Below are 17,685 nucleotides of genomic sequence, written 5' to 3'. Positions count from 1 at the left end.
AGTTAAAGAAAGTGAGGTTGATGATGGCTTATATTGAGATGAAACATTGTTACAAGCGTTATCAGGTTGGGGACACGGAGATTGTGGCCAATCGCGATGTGAATTTTGAGATTGAAAAGGGAGAATTGGTTATTATTCTAGGTGCATCTGGTGCTGGTAAGTCAACAGTTCTTAACCTTCTTGGGGGAATGGACACCAATGATGAAGGGGAGATTTGGATTGATGGTGCCAATATTGCAGACTACAATTCCCACCAGAGAACCAATTACCGTAGAAATGATGTCGGTTTTGTTTTTCAGTTTTATAATCTAGTTTCCAATCTGACCGCTAAGGAAAATGTGGAGTTGGCTTCTGAAATTGTGACAGATGCCTTGAATCCTGAACAGGTCTTGACAGATGTAGGTCTGGCTCATCGTCTCAATAACTTTCCAGCCCAACTTTCTGGAGGGGAGCAACAGCGAGTCTCCATTGCACGCGCAGTAGCCAAAAATCCTAAAATCCTCCTTTGTGATGAACCAACTGGAGCCTTGGATTATCAGACAGGCAAGCAGGTTTTGAAGATTCTCCAAGACATGTCTCGTCAAAAGGGAGCGACGGTAATCATCGTGACTCACAATAGCTTGCTAGCTCCTATAGCAGATCGGGTGATTCACATGCGTGATGCCACTGTTATGAGAGTAACAATCAATGAGCATCCACAGGCTATCGATACATTGGAGTATTAGCATGAAAAAAACATACCGAAAAGACTTGCTCCAGTCGGTGACTGCTTCTAAGGGACGCTTTTTATCCATCTTGACCTTGATGATGCTGGGGTCTTTAGCTCTAGTAGGTCTCAAAGTGACTAGCCCCAATATGGAACGTACGGCTGAGGATTATCTCCGTAAAGCAAATACCTTGGATCTGGCCGTGATAGCTGATTATGGCTTGGATAAAAAGGATCAAGACGAACTAAAGACCCTTCAAGGAGCAAGTGTTGAGTTTGGCTATATGGCAGACCTAACCGTTGAAAATAGTGAAGAAGCGGTTCGACTTTATTCTAAGCCAGAGGGAATTTCAACTTTTCAAGTGACAGAAGGGCGACTTCCAGAGGCTGATGGGGAAATTTCCTTGGCAGATTTCTGGAGAGACCGCTATCAGATTGGGCAGACTATCACCTTTAGCAAGAAAGAAGAAGGGAAGACCGTCATAAAATCCCAATCTTTCACCATTATTGGATTTGTTCAGTCGGGTGAGATACTTTCTCAAGAAGACTTGGGAGGGGCTAGTAGTGGAAATGGAAGCTTGGCTGGCTATGGAGTGATTTTACCCAGTCAGTTTGACTCAGATGTTTATAGCATTGCGCGTGTGCGCTATGATGATTTAAAAAATATAGATGCTTTTTCATCAGACTATAGAAGCAAACGAGATCAACACCAGGAAGACTTACAAAACTTGCTTGCCGATAATGGTCAAAAAAGATTGGCAAGTATCAAAGCAAATGGGCAAAAGAGCTTGGAAGATGGAAAAGAGCAGCTCCAAACAGCTGAAGGTAACCTTCAAAAAGGCAAGAGTCAGTTAGAACAGGCTGAAAGTCGATTGAAAACTCAAGAAGAACAAGTGACCACTTGGCCTGAGCCTCAAAAGAGTCAAGCCAAGGAGCAATTGACAAAAACTAAGGAAGAATTGGCTACAGAAAAAGAAAAAATGGCTCAGACAGAGAGTAATCTAGCCAAGGAAAAAGAGAAGCTTGAACAACGCCTGAAAGAGCTTGATGAACTGGCAGAGCCTACTTACCATGTATACAACCGCCAAACCATGCCAGGCGGTCAAGGCTATCTCATGTACAGTAACGCTTCAGCAAGTATTCGTTCTGTCGGGAATATCTTTCCCGTGGTGCTTTTTATGGTTGCTGCAATGGTAACCTTTACAACTATGACTCGCTTTGTGGATGAAGAACGTACCAATGCTGGTATTTTCAAGGCCCTAGGTTACCAGAATAAAGATATTGTTGCCAAGTTTGTCCTCTATGGTTTTCTTGCAGGAACTGTGGGAACCGTTTTAGGAACGCTTCTAGGACATTATCTCCTTGCAGGCGTGATTTCGGATGTTATAACAGCTGGAATGGTCGTTGGGAAAAGTCAGGAGTATTTCTACTGGTCTTATAGCCTTCTTGCCCTGGCCTTAAGTTGGGTGTCTAGTGTCTTGCCAGCTTATCTAGTGGCACGGAGGGAACTACACGATGAAGCAACCCAACTCTTACTTCCTAAACCTCCCGTTAAGGGATCAAAGATTTTGCTGGAACGCCTGAGCTTTATTTGGAGTCGTCTGAGCTTCACTCATAAGGTTACGGCGCGAAATATTTTCCGTTATAAGCAACGGATGTTGATGACCCTTTTTGGAGTTGCGGGTTCGGTTGCTCTCCTATTTGCAGGTCTTGGCATTCAGTCTTCTGTGGGAGGAGTTGTGGAGCGTCAATTTGAACAAATCCAGCAATACCAGATGATTGTAGCGGAAAAGAGCAGTGCAACGGAGAAAGAAAAAGCAGACCTAGAAAGTGCCTTGCAATCTGAGCCTATCCATGCTTACCAAAAAATCTACTCTAAATCCATTGAAAAAGATTTCAAAGGAAAAGCAGGACTTCAGACTATCACCATAATGGTCACAAGCAGAGAAAATTTCAAACCCTTTATCGCATTAGAGGAAAATGGCCAAGAGGTGCAGGTCACAGATGGAGCAGTCGTGAGTCAAAAATTAGCTCAACTAGAAGGTATTACGGTTGGAGACAAGCTGGAGCTTGATGGGAAAGAAATCAGGGTATCGGCTATTTCTGAAAACTATGTTGGACACTTTGTTTATCTCAACCGAGCGACATACGAACAAGTCTACGGTATCAGTCCGAAAGACAATACCTACCTAGTAAAATTAAAAGAGCCAACACCATCCAATACGGAGAAAGAAGCTGCGGCCTTTATGAAAAAAACTGCTGTTTCTGGGGTGATCCAAAATGCAACAGCTATCCACCTCTTTGAATCTGTAGCCAATTCTCTCAATAAAACCATGGCAATCCTTATCTTTGTTTCCGTCTTGCTAGCCATTGTCATTCTTTACAATCTCACCAATATCAATGTGGCAGAACGTATCCGTGAACTTTCGACCATCAAGGTTCTCGGTTTCCATAATAAAGAAGTGACCCTCTATATCTACCGCGAGACCATGGTGCTGTCTTTTGTGGGGATTGTTCTCGGTTTGGTATCCGGCTACTATTTACATCAATTTTTGCTTCAAATGATCTCACCTGCCACCATACTTTTTTATCCGCGGGTCAGCTGGGAAGTCTATGCTCTTCCAATCGTCGCAGTGACTGCGATCTTAGCCTTACTGGGTCTCTTTGTAAATCACCACTTGAGAAAGGTGGATATGCTTGAAGCCCTGAAATCAGTAGAGTAAGTCAAGTTTTTAAACAGTAAATCAGTTGACAAAGTCTCTGCTTCTTGGTAGAATAAGAACTGTCGTAAAGACAAATAACTTCTTCTTGGTTACAGGCATGCCAACCTGTCACTCGGATGAAGCCAAATAAAAAGGAGAAACATCATGGCAATCTCAAAAGAGAAAAAAAATGAAATCATCGCACAATATGCACGTCACGAAGGTGATACAGGTTCAGTAGAGGTTCAAGTTGCTGTCCTTACTTGGGAAATCAACCACCTTAACGAACACATCAAACAACACAAAAAAGACCACGCTACTTACCGTGGATTGATGAAAAAAATCGGTCGCCGTCGTAACTTGCTTGCATACTTGCGTAAAAACGACGTTAACCGTTACCGTGAGTTAATCAACTCTCTAGGACTTCGTCGCTAATCTTGCGTCTAAACCGTTTCTATACTTCGTTGGCTTCGGCTCGATGTACCATTAGTACAATCTTCGCCTCGTCGCCTAGTCTATAAACGGTTTATCTAGCAAGAATCATGATGCTAAGGGCGTAAGAAATCCGTATGAAAATAGGGAAATGACACAGTGTTCGATGAACACAAGGAGTTTCATCTTTTTCACTAGGATTTTAGCCCGGGCTCAAATCAGCTCTCTGACTTCAGAGGGCTTTTTTATTGAGGTTTTATCGGTCACAATTTTGGAGACTACAAAAACTGAGTAACCCACCTTAATAGCGGATTGTGTGTTTTATCGGTCACAATTTTGGAGACTACAAAAACCTCAAATGGTATCAGCTAATTACACCATAAGGGTGCGTAGCTACTCGGCTTGAAAAGCCGAGTAGCTGTCTGCAAGCCCCTTCGGAGAGCCCACACTTTACGAAGTAAAGTATAGTATGTTATACTTTACATGGAAGTAGTCACCGAATTCCAGTTAGAAATTACTTTGTAACTACGTTTTGAGGAGGAGTAAAATGCTTTCCTATGTTCGACATTACCCACTAGCGATAGCTAAATTAATGTGTCTGTGCTCTCCTAAAATCTGCTGATTTATTACTGACTAATACAGGAGGTTTTTATGGGACAGACAATCATATCTGCTATTGGTGTTTATATTTCCACCAGTATCGATTATTTAATTATTTTATTTATTTTATTTGCACAGCTATCACAGAATAAACAAAAATGGCATATTTATGCGGGGCAATATCTAGGCACAGGCTTACTTGTAGGGGCGAGTTTAGTTGCTGCTTATGTCGTTAATTTCGTGCCTGAAGAATGGATGGTTGGATTGCTTGGTTTAATCCCTATCTATTTAGGGATTCGCTTTGCAATTGTTGGAGAAGGTGAGGAAGAAGAGGAAGAAGAGGAAGAAATTATTGAAAGATTAGAACAAAGCAAGGCAAATCAACTGTTTTGGACAGTTACATTGCTGACAATTGCGTCTGGCGGAGATAATTTAGGTATCTATATACCTTATTTTGCTTCGTTAGATTGGTCACAGACCCTCGTGGCCTTGCTTGTGTTTGTAATCGGCATAATTATCTTATGCGAGATTAGTCGGGTGTTATCCTCTATTCCGTTAATATTCGAGACAATTGAAAAATACGAGCGAATCATTGTGCCCTTAGTATTCATTCTACTTGGACTATACATCATGTATGAAAATGGCACGATAGAGACTTTTCTGACCGTGTAGATTTTTTTGTTTCACTAGGATTTTATCCCGAGCTCAAATTGGCTCTCTGATTTTCAGAGGGCTTTTTATGTTGTCACCTTACCTCGACATACTCAAGTATAATCTTCGGTTACGATTATTAGCACTGTATGACCAACTATATTTATTTTTCTCATCTTGTTCCATTGTTGAAAATATGGTATACTTTTCATGAGAATTTTCTAAATTTTTAAGATTCTATCAAAGGAGGTTTGCATGCTTTCCAAATTTTCTGGAAGCCGACAAGACCAGCAATTTGTGTTACTTTTAGTTATTTTGCTAGGTATTTTAGGGATTTCTCTCTTTCTAGCAGTTTCAATGGGATCTGTTGCGATTGATCTAGGAGATACCTATCGGATTATTTTGAGTAGGTTAGGATTTCCTCTTGAGATAGGAGAGGTTTCCAAGTCTACTCTTGCCATTGTATGGAACATGAGATTCCCCCGAGTATTGTTAGGTCTGATAGTAGGAGCAGGCCTTTCTATGTGTGGTAGCGTGATGCAGTCTACAGTGAACAATCCCATCGCAGAGCCTTATGTCTTAGGCATCTCTGCTGGTGCAACTCTAGGGGCAACCTTGAGCATCATTCTTGGTTTAAAAGTGATGATTAGCCTTGGAGCTTTTCTTGGAGCTATCTTGGCAACAATTGCTGTCCTCATCATTGCCTCTATGCAGGGAAGGATGACGACTCCCAGTCTGATCTTATCAGGAACGGTTGTCAATGCTCTCTTTCTGGCTTTTTCCAACTTTATTATCTCAGTTGGTGCTAATGCTGACAGTGTGATGACTATTAAGTTTTGGACCATGGGCTCGCTTGCTGGGACTACCTGGTCTGACTTAGTTTTGCCAACTATAGTAGTGGGAATGGCCTTTCTATTTTTTTCTACGCAGTATCGTGTTTTTAATGCGATGATGATGGGAGATGAGGCTGCTTTAACTTTGGGGGTTCCCTTACGCTTTTATTGGTATCTTTATGTGACCATGGTGGCTGTGTTGACAGCAGTCTTGGTGGCGACCTGTGGGATTATTGGATTTGTCGGTCTGATTACTCCACATTTAGCTCGAGGGTTAGTAGGAACGAATTACAGGAGACTTTTTCCTGTTGCGACTTTACTAGGTGCCCTTTTCGTTATCTGGGCAGATGTACTCTCTCGTGTCATTATTCAAAATGCTGAGCTGCCAATTGGTATTTTCACAGCCTTAGTAGGTGCTCCCTTCTTTATCTACATTGTTGGAGGTAGGCGAAGGGAGGTGAGGGCTTGATATGGACTTGATTTGTCAGGATATCCACTTTGGACTAGGAGAGAAAAAAATCCTCAAAGGTGTTTCTCTTAGGGTTGAGGGGCATCAATTTCACACGATACTAGGACCAAATGGAAGTGGGAAAACCAGCCTGCTTAAACTCCTCTATCGTCAGGAAAAGGCAGACAAAGGCTTGATAAGCCTAGATGGAAAGCCACTGGAGCATTGGTCACTAAAAGAAACAGCCAAGCAAATGGCAGTTGTAACCCAGTTTAATCAATTGCAGTTTGATTGTACAGTTGAGGAAATCGTCTTGCTAGGAAGAACGCCCCATCTCTCTTTTTTACAGAAGGAAAAGGAAAGGGATTATGCCCTCGTTCATGATGCTCTTGTCAAGGTGGATATGCTTGAGAAGAAAACTCGTCTCTATTCGTCTCTGTCAGGGGGAGAAAAGCAGCGAGTCTTATTAGCACGTGCCTTGGCGCAAGAACCGACTCTCTTGCTCCTGGACGAACCAACCAATCACCTAGATATCAAGTATCAGCTAGACTTGTTAGCCATTGTGAAGAATCTTAAGATCAATGTTCTAGCTGTCCTACATGATATTCAACTTGCTTGTCGCTATTCGGATTATCTCTATCTGATGAAAGAGGGGGAAATCCTTTACCAAGGGACTCCAAAGGAGACCATCACCCCTGAGTCATTGCAAACTGTATACGGAGTTCAAAGTCAGGTTACTTGGACCGATGATCAGCAAGCCATGATTCACTATTTATAAGAATGAAAAGGAAAACAAGATGAAAAAAACACTCAGTATTTTACTCGTAACAGTAGCTACCTTAACCATGGCAGCTTGTGGCAATACTACTACAGAAAAAGCTACCACACAATCTAGCACAGAAACAAGTCAAAAGGCAAGCGCAGAGACGACTTATCCGTTAACGGTCAAAACCTATGACGCTAAAGGAAATGAAGTCGAACAAGTTTTTGACAAGGCACCTGAAAAAGTTATCACTAACAATCTTTCAACCACTGAAATCTTATTGGAGTTGGGGTTGAAGGATAAAATTGCTGGCATGCTTAATCCTGATAATGCTGTGACGGACAAATACAAGGACGCGATTGCGACGATTCCTCAAATCGGGGATAAAAAAACAGTCTCACAAGAGACAGTCCTTTCTTATGAGCCGGACGCTGTGATGGGTCGAAACATGATGTTTTCTGAAAAATCCTTGGGGACAGTTAGCACTTGGAATGAAAATAAAATCCTAGTTTATACACAAAAAGCTTCTCTCTCAACAATTCAGCAAGATTTGGGGAATATCGTAGAAGATGTCAAAAATCTTGGAATGATTTTTAATGTTCAGGACAAGGCTAATGAATACGCAGCACAATTACAAACTAAAATTGATGCTGTTAAGAAAGCAAATCCAGCAAGCCAAGGTGAAAAGAAAAAGGCTTTGATTATGGTTGCTTATAATGATGAAACCTTCGGTGCCTACAAGTCTGCTTTGCAAGAAAGTTTGCTGAACCAACTTGGTTATACAAACGTTGCAACGGGAACATCAGGCTTGACCTTGGAAAATCTCGTGTCAATGGATCCTGAATTGATTATCTATGTAACCAGCGACCGCAATAAAAAATTGGATGAAAAAGCAGTAGAGTTGATGAAGGCAAATGCTGTTTTGGAAAGCGTTCCTGCTATTAAGAATCAAAAAATCATGACCATCTCTTACGATGAATTGATGGACTATGGTCCATCAGTGATTGATTCCCTTGAGAAAATCAATGACTTTATCAATAAATAATGAGTTTGATTGGGAAGGAATTCAAGTCAAAATCAGCCTTCCCTCTAACTACGACCCCAATCAAACCTATCCGGCTATTTTATTGAATGATGGAAACTTGGATTTCCTATCGTCCCTTTCCGAATCTGTGATTTTAGTGGGCTTGACCTCTAAAAATCGCTTAGACGACTACACTCCCTGGGCGACATCAGCTCTGAGAGATGGAGCTCCAGATTTTGGAGGTCAGGCCAACGCCTATCATGATCATTTATTTGGAGGTCTTTTAGACAAGTTGCAGTCGCTTTATCGCCTGGACGAAACTCGCCTTGCTTATGGAGGCTACTCACTAGGTGGTTTGGTGGCAGTTTACAGTCTTTTCAGCTTTGACAAGGTTTCCTGTGTCTTCTCCATCTGCGGTTCCTTTTGGTATCCTGATTTTGTGACTTACTGCAAGGAAGAAAATGTGAAAAATTTGGACTGTTTGCTGTATTTACAGAATGGTCAAACAGAAGGAGCTCATCATACTAATCGCTTGGCTCAAGCACCAGTCTATGCTGAGCAGATCCATACCAGTCTTCAGAAACACTATCCGAACTGTCAGTTTGTCTTTGACCCTTATGGGCATCATGAACAAGTGGATGAGCGATTTCTAGCTTTTTCTAGCTGGTTGGCCCAAAAATGGAAAATCGAATAAAAGATTTATCCCTTGGCTTTTGCCAAGGGATTGTTGTATTTATTTAACCAAGTTTTTCTCTCTTTTTATCTGGATTCCATACGAAGCTTGCGATAAAGCTAAAGATGATGGTTAGGATAGCGAGGATAATGGCAAGGATGAGAGCAGGGATGCGGATAAACCACCAGAGTGGGTTTGGTTTTTTATCATTGTGCCATTGTTTCGTTTCTTGGTCCAAACGTTGGAATTCTGCTTGAATGCGATTGGCGACTGTTTCAATGCCTTCATCATTCATTTTCTTGATATCTGAGATATCGATTGGATTTCCAAAGTTCATATCGACACGCTCACGGCTAACCAAGCCTTTCAAGGTCATGGGACCTGTGTAGGTAACCGGCATGATACGGACCTTGGCCATTTTGGCAATCAGAGCTACGCCACCTTTTACATCGTTTGAGTGACGGCTCCCACTTGGAAACATGATGAGAGAGCGATCACTTTTTTTAAGGACGTTGATAGGGTATTTGATGGCTGAGGCGCTTGGATTTTCACGGTCGATAGGAAAAGCACCGCACATACGAATCCACCAACCAAATATACGGTTGGCAAAGAGTTCTTTTTTGGCCATAAAGATAAATTGTTTTGGCTTGGTCGCAAAGGCCATGTAAACTGGATCCCACCAAGTGCGGTGAGGCGCAACCAAAATATAATTTTCATCTTGATTAGGAATTTTATCAGTATTATGATAGTGGGCATTGCCATTGATGGACCATAGGAGCAAGACAACCAATCCACGTAAATAAGTATAAAACATGCGATCTCCTTCGATTATTTTCTTGTTATTATTATACCTTATCAAAGGAGGGCTGGCAAACTTTTCCCTTGACTAAGTGCATATTTGGGGTGAGATTAGAATTCTTTTAGAAAAAATGATATGATAGAATTTATGGATAAAAATAAGATTATGGGATTAACCCAAAGAGAAGTCAAGGAAAGACAGGCTAAGGGCTTGGTCAATGATTTTACTGCTTTGGCCAGTACCAGCACTTGGCAAATCATCAAACGAAATGTCTTTACTCTTTTTAACGCTTTGAACTTTGCCATTGCTTTGGCACTAGCCTTTGTGCAGGCTTGGAGCAATCTGGTCTTCTTTGCTGTTATCTGCTTTAACGCTTTTTCTGGGATTGTGACCGAGCTGCGGGCTAAACACATGGTGGACAAGCTCAATCTCATGACCAAGGAAAAGGTCAAAACCATCCGTGATGGCCAAGAAGTGGCTCTGAATCCTGAAGAATTGGTGTTAGGAGATGTCATTCGTTTGTCTGCTGGAGAGCAGATTCCCAGTGATGCCTTGGTTTTGGAAGGCTTTGCGGAAGTCAATGAAGCCATGTTGACGGGTGAAAGTGATTTGGTGCAAAAGGAAGTGGATGCCTTGCTTTTGTCAGGAAGTTTCCTAGCCAGTGGGTCAGTTTTAGCTCAAGTTCACCATGTCGGTGCAGACAACTATGCTGCCAAGCTCATGCTGGAAGCCAAGACAGTGAAACCCATCAACTCCCGAATTATGAAATCGCTGGACAAGTTAGCAGGTTTTACTGGAAAGATTATCATTCCTTTTGGTCTGGCTCTCTTGCTAGAAGCCTTGCTTTTAAAAGGCTTGCCTCTTAAGTCGTCCGTTGTAAATTCGTCGACAGCCCTACTGGGAATGTTGCCTAAGGGAATTGCCCTTTTGACCATTACTTCGCTCCTGACTGCGGTGATTAAGTTGGGCTTGAAAAAGGTCTTGGTGCAGGAGATGTATTCTGTTGAGACCTTGGCACGCGTGGATATGCTCTGTCTGGACAAGACGGGCACCATCACCCAAGGAAAGATGCAGGTGGAGGCTGTACTTCCTTTGACCGAAGAGTATGGAGAGTCAGCGCTTGCTAGCATCTTGGCCAGCTATATGGCTCATAGTGAGGATAAAAATCCAACTGCGCAAGCTATTCGAAAGCGTTTTGTGGGAGAAGTTACTTATCCTATGCTCTCTAATCTTCCCTTCTCCAGCGACCGCAAGTGGGGAGCCATGGAGTTAGAAGGTTTGGGAACAGTTTTCTTAGGTGCACCTGAGATGTTGCTGGACTCTGAAGTCCCAGAAGCCAGAGAGGCCTTGGAGAGAGGTTCACGTGTCTTGGTCTTAGCTCTCAGTCAGGAGAAATTAGACCATCACAAACCACAAAAACCATCTGATATTCAGGCTCTAGCCTTGCTGGAAATCTTGGACCCTATTCGAGAGGGAGCAGCAGAGACGCTGGACTATCTCCGTTCTCAGGAAGTGGGACTTAAAATTATCTCTGGTGATAATCCGGTCACTGTGTCCAGTATTGCCCAGAAGGCTGGCTTTGCAGACTATCACAGTTATGTAGATTGCTCAAAAATCACAGATGAGGAATTGATTGCCATGGCTGAAGAGACAGCTATTTTCGGACGGGTTTCCCCCCATCAAAAGAAACTCATCATCCAAACGTTGAAAAAAGCAGGGCATACAACGGCTATGACAGGGGATGGAGTTAATGATATCCTGGCTCTTCGTGAGGCGGATTGTTCTATCGTGATGGCTGAGGGAGACCCTGCGACTCGTCAGATTGCTAATCTGGTTCTCTTGAACTCTGACTTTAATGATGTTCCTGAGATTCTCTTTGAAGGTCGTCGGGTGGTCAATAACATCGCCCATATCGCCCCTATTTTCTTGATTAAGACTATTTATTCCTTCCTGTTAGCGGTCATCTGTATTGCCAGTGCTCTTCTAGGACGGTCTGAGTGGATTTTGATTTTCCCCTTCATTCCGATCCAGATTACCATGATCGACCAATTTGTGGAAGGTTTCCCACCATTCGTTTTGACGTTTGAGCGAAATATCAAGCCTGTCGAGCCAAACTTCCTCAGAAGGTCTATGCTTCGTGCCCTACCAAGTGCACTTATGGTTGTGTTCAGCGTTCTTTTTGTGAAACTATTTGGAAGTAGTCAAGGCTGGTCTGAGATAGAAATCTCAACCCTCCTCTATTATCTACTTGGGTCTATCGGTTTCTTATCCGTATTTAGAGCCTGCATGCCATTTACTCTCTGGCGTGTACTCTTAATTGTCTGGTCAGTAGGTGGCTTCTTAGCTACAGCTCTCTTCCCAAGAATTCAAAAACTGCTTGAAATTTCGACCTTAACAGGACAAACACTACCTGTCTATGGTGTCATGATGCTGGTCTTTACCGTAATTTTCATCCTGACTAGTCGTTATCAAGTAAAAAAATAAAGAAAGGCTGCAATCTGTGGATTGCGGTTTTTTAGGTGCAAGATTGCTAGCTGAAATGTGGTATAATAAGAGGTAATAGAGTTTTGGAAAGTGAGAGAAGATGATTTCAAAGAGATTAGAATTAGTGGCTTCCTTTGTGCCCCAAGGGGCTATTTTACTAGATGTGGGGAGTGACCATGCTTATCTGCCTATCGAGTTGGTCGAAAGAGGACAAATCAAAAGTGCCATTGCAGGGGAGGTGGTGGAAGGTCCCTACCAATCCGCGGTCAAAAATGTTGAGGCACACGGCTTAAAGGAGAAAATCCAAGTACGTTTAGCCAATGGCTTGGCAGCCTTTGAAGAGGCAGATCAAGTATCGGTCATCACCATTGCAGGTATGGGAGGCCGTTTGATTGCTAGGATTTTAGAAGAAGGCTTGGACAAGCTGGCTAATGTAGAACGTTTGATTCTCCAGCCCAATAATCGTGAAGACGACTTGCGCATTTGGTTGCAAGAGAACGGATTTCAGATTGTAGCAGAAAGCATCCTAGAAGAAGCTGGAAAATTTTATGAGATTTTAGTAGTGGAAGCAGGACAAATGAAGTTGTCAGCCAGTGATGTTCGCTTTGGACCTATCTTGTCCAAAGAGGTCAGTCCAGTCTTTGTCCAAAAATGGCAAAAAGAAGCTGTTAAGCTAGAGTTTGCCCTCGGACAAATTCCAGAAAAAAATCTGGCAGAACGTCAAGTTCTAGTAGATAAAATTCAAGCCATCAAGGAGGTTCTCCATGCTAGCAAGTGAAGTAATTAACGCATATGAAGCCTTTTGCCCTCAGGAATTTTCCATGGAGGGAGACAGTCGTGGTCTGCAAATCGGCACTTTAGACAAGGATATTCAAAGGGTCATGGTGGCTCTCGATATTCGTGAAGAAACGGTGGCTGAAGCTATTGAAAAGGGTGCGGATTTGATTATCGTCAAGCACGCGCCGATTTTCCGTCCTATCAAGGACTTGGTATCTAGTCGTCCGCAAAATCAGATTTACATTGATCTGATAAAGCATGACATCGCAGTTTATGTCAGCCATACCAATATTGACATCGTTGAAAATGGTCTCAATGACTGGTTCTGTCAGATGCTAGGAATCGAGGAGACAACTTATCTGCAGGAAACAGGTCCTGAACGTGGAATTGGACGTATTGGGAATGTTCAGCCTCAGACATTTGGGGAATTGGCCCAGCATGTCAAGCAAGTCTTTGGTTTAGATAGCCTTCGATTGGTGCATTATCAAGAGACTGATTTACAGAAGCCTATTTCAAGAGTGGCCATCTGTGGTGGTAGCGGGCAGTCTTTCTATAAGGATGCTTTGGCAAAGGGGGCAGAAGTTTATATCACTGGTGATATTTACTACCACACTGCTCAGGATATGCTGTCTGATGGCTTGCTAGCCTTGGACTCAGGTCACTATATCGAAGTGCTTTTTGTAGAAAAAATTGCAGAGCTTCTTAATCAATGGAAAGAGGAAAAAGGCTGGACTATTGATATCTTACCTAGTCAAGCATCGACCAATCCTTTCCACCATATCTAGTTAGAAGGTGAAGACAATGAAAAAAGTTGCCATTATTGGAGCAGGAATTGTGGGAGCAACAGCTGCTTTCTACCTCTCGAAAGAAGGTGACCTAGAGGTGACCGTTTTTGACCATGGACAAGGTCAGGCTACCAAGGCCGCAGCAGGAATTATCAGCCCTTGGTTTTCCAAACGTCGTAATAAAGCCTGGTACAAGATGGCGCGCTTGGGGGCTGACTTTTATGTGGATTTGTTGGCTGATTTAGAGAAGTCAGGACAAGAAATCGATTTTTATCAACGTTCGGGAGTCTTTCTCCTGAAAAAGGATGAAACTAAGTTGGAAGAACTCTATCAACTAGCCTTAGAGCGCAGAAAAGAATCTCCCTTGATAGGGCAATTAGCCATTCTGGACCAAGCATCAGCTAACGAATTATTCTCTGGCTTGCAGGGATTTGATCGCTTGCTCTATGCTTCTGGTGGATCGAGAGTAGATGGTCAGCTTTTGGTCACTCGTTTGCTGGAAGGCAGTCAGGTCAAGCTGGTCAAAGAAAAAGTGACTCTGACACCTTTAGCATCAGGTTACCAGATTGACGAAGAGGTATTTGATCAGGTTATTTTGGCGACGGGAGCTTGGTTGGGACACCTGTTAGAGCCTTTAGGTTATGAAGTAGATGTTCGTCCCCAAAAGGGGCAACTCCGAGATTATCAACTTGCCCAAGACATGGAAGCTTACCCTGTTGTTATGCCAGAAGGGGAGTGGGATTTGATTCCTTTTGCAGGTGGGAAATTATCCCTAGGCGCTACTCATGAAAATGATATGGGATTTGATTTGACGGTAGATGAAACCTTACTCCAACAAATGGAGGAGGCAGCCTTGCCCCACTATCCTGCTTTATCGGAAGCGACTTTTAGAAGTGAACGAGTGGGAATTCGTGCCTATACCAGAGATTTCTCTCCTTTCTTTGGGCGGGTGCCAGAATTGGCAGGTGTCTATGCTGCTAGTGGACTAGGTTCTTCAGGCCTCACAACTGGTCCTATCATTGGCTACCATCTGGCTCAACTGGTCCAAGGCAAGGAGATGACCTTGGATCCTCTAAACTATCCAATTGAAAACTATGTCAAACGAGTAAAAAGCGAATAAGAATTTTACTGAAATTTTAGCCTCCCCTCTAGGATGGCAAATGACATTCCCTATCAAAAATGGTAAAATAAGAAAAAATAATCCGAGAATCGAGGAAAAAAGATGCAAGAAAAGATTTTGGTAACGGGTGGAGCAGGTTTTATCGGAACCCACACTGTTATTGAGTTAATCCAAGCAGGTCATCAGGTTGTTGTGGTGGATAACCTTGTTAACAGCAACCGAAAAAGTTTAGAAGTTGTTGAAAGAATCACAGGAGTTGAAGTGCCTTTCTATGAGGCAGATATCCGTGATACCGATACTCTTCGTGACATTTTCAAACAAGAAGAACCAACTGGTGTCATTCACTTTGCTGGCTTGAAGGCTGTCGGTGAATCTACCCGTATTCCTCTTGCCTACTATGACAACAATATCGCAGGGACTGTTAGCCTTTTGAAAGTCATGGAAGAAAACAACTGTAAAAACATTATTTTCAGTTCTTCTGCGACAGTTTACGGAGATCCGCATACAGTGCCAATCTTGGAAGATTTCCCACTTTCAGTGACCAACCCATATGGCCGCACCAAGCTTATGCTAGAGGAAATTTTGACGGATATTTACAAAGCAGACTCAGAATGGAATGTGGTCTTGCTTCGTTATTTCAACCCAATCGGAGCTCATGAAAGTGGAGACCTAGGAGAAAATCCAAACGGTATTCCAAACAACCTCTTGCCATATGTGACTCAAGTAGCCGTTGGGAAATTAGAGCAGGTGCAAGTATTTGGAGATGATTACGATACGGAAGATGGAACTGGTGTTCGTGACTATATCCACGTTGTTGATTTGGCTAAAGGTCACGTTGCAGCTCTACAAAAAATCCAAAAAGGTTCAGGTCTAAACGTTTATAACCTTGGAACAGGTAAAGGTTATTCTGTTCTTGAAATTATCCAAAACATGGAAAAAGCAGTAGGACGTCCAATTCCTTACCGCATTGTAGACCGTCGCCCAGGGGATATCGCAGCCTGCTATTCAGATCCTGCAAAAGCCAAAGCAGAACTTGGTTGGGAAGCAGAACTAGACATCACCCAAATGTGTGAAGACGCATGGCGTTGGCAAAGCAAGCATCCAAATGGATTTGAAGACTAAGATGGTGATGTCAATCATTGTCCCCTGTTTAAACGAAGAGGAAGTACTTCCTCTTTTTTATCAGGCTTTGGAAGATTTACTTCCAGATTTGGAAACAGAAATCGAGTATGTCTTTGTCGATGATGGATCAAGTGATGGGACCTTGAAACTCTTAAAGGCCTATCGGGAGCAAAATCCAGCAGTTCATTATATTTCTTTCTCGCGAAATTTTGGCAAAGAAGCAGCACTCTATGCAGGTTTGCAATATGCGACAGGAGATTTGGTGGTGGTTATGGATGCAGACCTCCAGGATCCTCCTAGTATGTTGCTTGAGATGAAAAAATTACTAGACCAAAATGCAGACTTGGACTGTGTTGGGACACGGAGAACCAGTAGGGAGGGGGAACCCTTCTTTCGCAGTTTCTGCGCTGATCTCTTTTATCGCTTCATGAAAAAAATTAGTCCAGTAGCCCTGCCGTCAGGTGTCCGTGATTTTCGCATAATGAGAAGGTCAGTGGTGGATGCTCTTTTAAGATTGACTGAGTCCAATCGTTTTTCTAAGGGACTATTTGCCTGGGTCGGTTTTAAAACCCACTATCTGGACTATCCTAATGTCGAAAGGCAGGCTGGCAAGACCAGTTGGAGTTTTAGGCAACTCTTTTTCTACTCCATTGAAGGGATTGTCAATTTTTCAGATTTCCCCTTGATTATCGCTTTTGTGGCTGGTCTCCTATCTTGTTTTATTTCTCTGCTTATGACTTTTTTCGTTGTGGTTCGGACTCTCATTTTGGGCAATCCGACATCAGGTTGGACCTCTCTGATGGCTGTTATTCTCTTTCTTGGAGGCATCCAACTCTTGACCATTGGGATTCTCGGCAAGTATATCAGTAAGATTTATCTAGAGACTAAAAAAAGACCACTTTATCTTATCAAAGAAAAAAGTGACCTTCCTAATTTTACAGAAAAAAATAAAGAGAAAAGACTATAATTTTGCATGGAAATATGCTAAACTAGAAGGAGTAGAACGTTCTTGTCGATATTAGAGTTAATCTTTAATCAAGGCACGTGTCGGACAGTTTCTAACAGCTTCTACGACGTCCTGACTAGGAGAAATTTCTTTTTCTAGTTGGTTAGGGTCATCGTAAAAACGCACGATTCCATTATCGTGGTAATCAAATAATTCAGAATAAGTTTGGCAAAGCCCACAGGCAATGCAACGTTCAGGTATAAGTGTGATTTTCATATTTATATTGTAATAAGAAAAGTAAAAAAAAACAAGGAGTAAGTTATGGCAAAAGAACCGTGGCAAGAAGATATTTATGAGAATCAAGAAGAAACAAGATCAGAACGTCGTAAGAGAGAACAAGGTGGAGGAGTGCTGGCTAATCGTATCTTGACTATTTTAGCAAGTATTTTCTTTGTGATTGTAGTCGTGATGATTATTGTTCTGATCTATCTTTCATCGGGTGGGAGTAATCGCACGGCAGCCTTGAAAGATTTTTATGACTCATCTGCCCCTGCTTCAACATCTGTAACAGAAGAATCGTCTTCTTCATCTAGCAAGACTGAAGAAGCAACTTCTACAGAGAGCTCCTCTAGTGAAAGTCATTCTGAAGAACATACTGATAGTGGAGGGACAATTACAGTCCAGGCTGGAGAAGGAGAAGCAACCATTGCCGCTCGTGCAGGAATCTCCATTGCTCAGCTAGAGGCCTTGAATCCTGGGCATATGGCTACAGGATCTTGGTTTGCAAATCCTGGAGATGTGATTAAGACTAGATAGGAGT

At 42.5% G+C, this 17,685-nt stretch carries 17 protein-coding genes; 15 read left to right on the top strand and 2 right to left on the bottom strand.

What is annotated here, in order from left to right:
* Positions 1–23 precede the first annotated feature (23 nt).
* The 8 genes from B7697_RS02165 (at position 24) to B7697_RS02130 (ending at position 8,853) form a co-directional block, all read left to right on the top strand.
* A complete protein-coding gene (locus tag B7697_RS02165) occupies positions 24–725 on the top strand; it encodes an ABC transporter ATP-binding protein (RefSeq protein WP_084950237.1) in 702 nt (233 codons plus the stop codon).
* Positions 721–3,429, top strand: a complete 2,709-nt coding sequence (locus B7697_RS02160) for an ABC transporter permease (protein ID WP_192851463.1) — start codon at positions 721–723, stop codon at positions 3,427–3,429. The genes B7697_RS02165 and B7697_RS02160 overlap by 5 nt, the downstream gene beginning before the upstream one ends.
* A 144-nt stretch (positions 3,430–3,573) precedes the next feature.
* Positions 3,574–3,843, top strand: coding sequence for a 30S ribosomal protein S15 (gene rpsO / locus B7697_RS02155; RefSeq protein ID WP_001018251.1), 270 nt, complete (start codon positions 3,574–3,576; stop codon positions 3,841–3,843).
* 648 nt (positions 3,844–4,491) lie between these two features.
* Positions 4,492–5,112: a CadD family cadmium resistance transporter gene (locus B7697_RS02150; protein WP_000531713.1), complete on the top strand. Its 621-nt coding sequence runs from the start codon at positions 4,492–4,494 to the stop codon at positions 5,110–5,112.
* Positions 5,113–5,346: 234 nt separating this feature from the next.
* On the top strand, positions 5,347–6,393 hold the full coding sequence (locus tag B7697_RS02145) for a FecCD family ABC transporter permease (protein WP_084950113.1): 1,047 nt from the start codon (positions 5,347–5,349) through the stop codon (positions 6,391–6,393).
* A gap of 1 nt (position 6,394) precedes the next feature.
* Complete coding sequence (locus B7697_RS02140; protein ID WP_049499573.1) at positions 6,395–7,150, top strand: ABC transporter ATP-binding protein; 756 nt, start codon at positions 6,395–6,397, stop codon at positions 7,148–7,150.
* 19 nt (positions 7,151–7,169) lie between these two features.
* Positions 7,170–8,180: an ABC transporter substrate-binding protein gene (locus B7697_RS02135; protein ID WP_084950111.1), complete on the top strand. Its 1,011-nt coding sequence runs from the start codon at positions 7,170–7,172 to the stop codon at positions 8,178–8,180.
* The gene (locus B7697_RS02130; RefSeq protein ID WP_084950109.1) at positions 8,161–8,853 is read left to right on the top strand and encodes an alpha/beta hydrolase-fold protein; all 693 of its coding nucleotides are present in this window, start codon (positions 8,161–8,163) and stop codon (positions 8,851–8,853) included. Before B7697_RS02135 ends, B7697_RS02130 begins: the two co-directional genes overlap by 20 nt.
* A gap of 43 nt (positions 8,854–8,896) precedes the next feature.
* Here B7697_RS02130 and B7697_RS02125 read toward each other — a convergent pair whose 3' ends face one another.
* Positions 8,897–9,646, bottom strand: coding sequence for a lysophospholipid acyltransferase family protein (locus B7697_RS02125; RefSeq protein WP_084950107.1), 750 nt, complete (start codon positions 9,644–9,646; stop codon positions 8,897–8,899).
* Between the two features lie 132 nt (positions 9,647–9,778).
* On the opposite strand from B7697_RS02125, the gene B7697_RS02120 reads away from it, so the two are divergent.
* The 6 genes from B7697_RS02120 to B7697_RS02095 all read left to right on the top strand — a co-directional run bounded on the left by B7697_RS02120 (position 9,779) and on the right by B7697_RS02095 (position 16,886).
* Positions 9,779–12,115 carry a cation-translocating P-type ATPase gene (locus tag B7697_RS02120; protein WP_084950105.1) on the top strand — a complete coding sequence of 779 codons (2,337 nt, stop codon included), beginning with the start codon at positions 9,779–9,781 and terminating at the stop codon, positions 12,113–12,115.
* Positions 12,116–12,215: 100 nt separating this feature from the next.
* Positions 12,216–12,893, top strand: a complete 678-nt coding sequence (locus B7697_RS02115) for a tRNA (adenine(22)-N(1))-methyltransferase (RefSeq protein ID WP_084950104.1) — start codon at positions 12,216–12,218, stop codon at positions 12,891–12,893.
* Positions 12,880–13,677, top strand: coding sequence for a Nif3-like dinuclear metal center hexameric protein (locus tag B7697_RS02110; protein ID WP_084950102.1), 798 nt, complete (start codon positions 12,880–12,882; stop codon positions 13,675–13,677). Before B7697_RS02115 ends, B7697_RS02110 begins: the two co-directional genes overlap by 14 nt.
* 16 nt (positions 13,678–13,693) lie before the next feature.
* Entirely contained in the window at positions 13,694–14,797 is a 1,104-nt protein-coding gene (locus tag B7697_RS02105; protein WP_084950100.1) for an NAD(P)/FAD-dependent oxidoreductase, read from the top strand.
* 102 nt (positions 14,798–14,899) lie between these two features.
* Positions 14,900–15,919, top strand: a complete 1,020-nt coding sequence (gene galE / locus B7697_RS02100; RefSeq protein ID WP_049491630.1) for a UDP-glucose 4-epimerase GalE — start codon at positions 14,900–14,902, stop codon at positions 15,917–15,919.
* Between the two features lies 1 nt (position 15,920).
* A complete protein-coding gene (locus B7697_RS02095; RefSeq protein ID WP_084950235.1) occupies positions 15,921–16,886 on the top strand; it encodes a glycosyltransferase family 2 protein in 966 nt (321 codons plus the stop codon).
* A 57-nt stretch (positions 16,887–16,943) separates the two neighbouring features.
* Here the strand turns inward: B7697_RS02095 and B7697_RS02090 are convergent, their stop codons facing one another.
* Positions 16,944–17,141 (bottom strand): ferredoxin, encoded by a 198-nt coding sequence (locus B7697_RS02090; RefSeq protein WP_083281728.1) that lies wholly within the window; start codon positions 17,139–17,141, stop codon positions 16,944–16,946.
* A gap of 45 nt (positions 17,142–17,186) precedes the next feature.
* Between B7697_RS02090 and B7697_RS02085 the strand changes: the two genes are divergently transcribed.
* Entirely contained in the window at positions 17,187–17,681 is a 495-nt protein-coding gene (locus tag B7697_RS02085; protein WP_084950096.1) for an SAG1386/EF1546 family surface-associated protein, read from the top strand.
* Positions 17,682–17,685: the final 4 nt, after the last annotated feature.

It is taken from the genome of Streptococcus mitis, assembly GCF_002096895.1.
Taxonomy (GTDB): Bacteria; Bacillota; Bacilli; order Lactobacillales; family Streptococcaceae; genus Streptococcus; species Streptococcus mitis_AH.
Note: the sequence above shows the minus strand (reverse complement) of the source record. Positions and strands in the feature narration are given on the sequence as shown.

What these genes read in the sequence shown, in the direction of transcription:
- B7697_RS02165 (WP_084950237.1), top strand. Translation starts at nt 24, where the DNA reads ATGGCTTATATTGAGATGAAACATTGTTACAAGCGTTATCAGGTTGGG.
- rpsO (WP_001018251.1), top strand. Translation starts at nt 3,574, where the DNA reads ATGGCAATCTCAAAAGAGAAAAAAAATGAAATCATCGCACAATATGCA.
- B7697_RS02150 (WP_000531713.1), top strand. Translation starts at nt 4,492, where the DNA reads ATGGGACAGACAATCATATCTGCTATTGGTGTTTATATTTCCACCAGT.
- B7697_RS02145 (WP_084950113.1), top strand. Translation starts at nt 5,347, where the DNA reads ATGCTTTCCAAATTTTCTGGAAGCCGACAAGACCAGCAATTTGTGTTA.
- B7697_RS02140 (WP_049499573.1), top strand. Translation starts at nt 6,395, where the DNA reads ATGGACTTGATTTGTCAGGATATCCACTTTGGACTAGGAGAGAAAAAA.
- B7697_RS02135 (WP_084950111.1), top strand. Translation starts at nt 7,170, where the DNA reads ATGAAAAAAACACTCAGTATTTTACTCGTAACAGTAGCTACCTTAACC.
- B7697_RS02130 (WP_084950109.1), top strand. Translation starts at nt 8,161, where the DNA reads ATGACTTTATCAATAAATAATGAGTTTGATTGGGAAGGAATTCAAGTC.
- B7697_RS02125 (WP_084950107.1), bottom strand. Translation starts at nt 9,646, where the DNA reads ATGTTTTATACTTATTTACGTGGATTGGTTGTCTTGCTCCTATGGTCC.
- B7697_RS02120 (WP_084950105.1), top strand. Translation starts at nt 9,779, where the DNA reads ATGGATAAAAATAAGATTATGGGATTAACCCAAAGAGAAGTCAAGGAA.
- B7697_RS02115 (WP_084950104.1), top strand. Translation starts at nt 12,216, where the DNA reads ATGATTTCAAAGAGATTAGAATTAGTGGCTTCCTTTGTGCCCCAAGGG.
- B7697_RS02110 (WP_084950102.1), top strand. Translation starts at nt 12,880, where the DNA reads ATGCTAGCAAGTGAAGTAATTAACGCATATGAAGCCTTTTGCCCTCAG.
- B7697_RS02105 (WP_084950100.1), top strand. Translation starts at nt 13,694, where the DNA reads ATGAAAAAAGTTGCCATTATTGGAGCAGGAATTGTGGGAGCAACAGCT.
- galE (WP_049491630.1), top strand. Translation starts at nt 14,900, where the DNA reads ATGCAAGAAAAGATTTTGGTAACGGGTGGAGCAGGTTTTATCGGAACC.
- B7697_RS02095 (WP_084950235.1), top strand. Translation starts at nt 15,921, where the DNA reads ATGGTGATGTCAATCATTGTCCCCTGTTTAAACGAAGAGGAAGTACTT.
- B7697_RS02090 (WP_083281728.1), bottom strand. Translation starts at nt 17,141, where the DNA reads ATGAAAATCACACTTATACCTGAACGTTGCATTGCCTGTGGGCTTTGC.
- B7697_RS02085 (WP_084950096.1), top strand. Translation starts at nt 17,187, where the DNA reads ATGGCAAAAGAACCGTGGCAAGAAGATATTTATGAGAATCAAGAAGAA.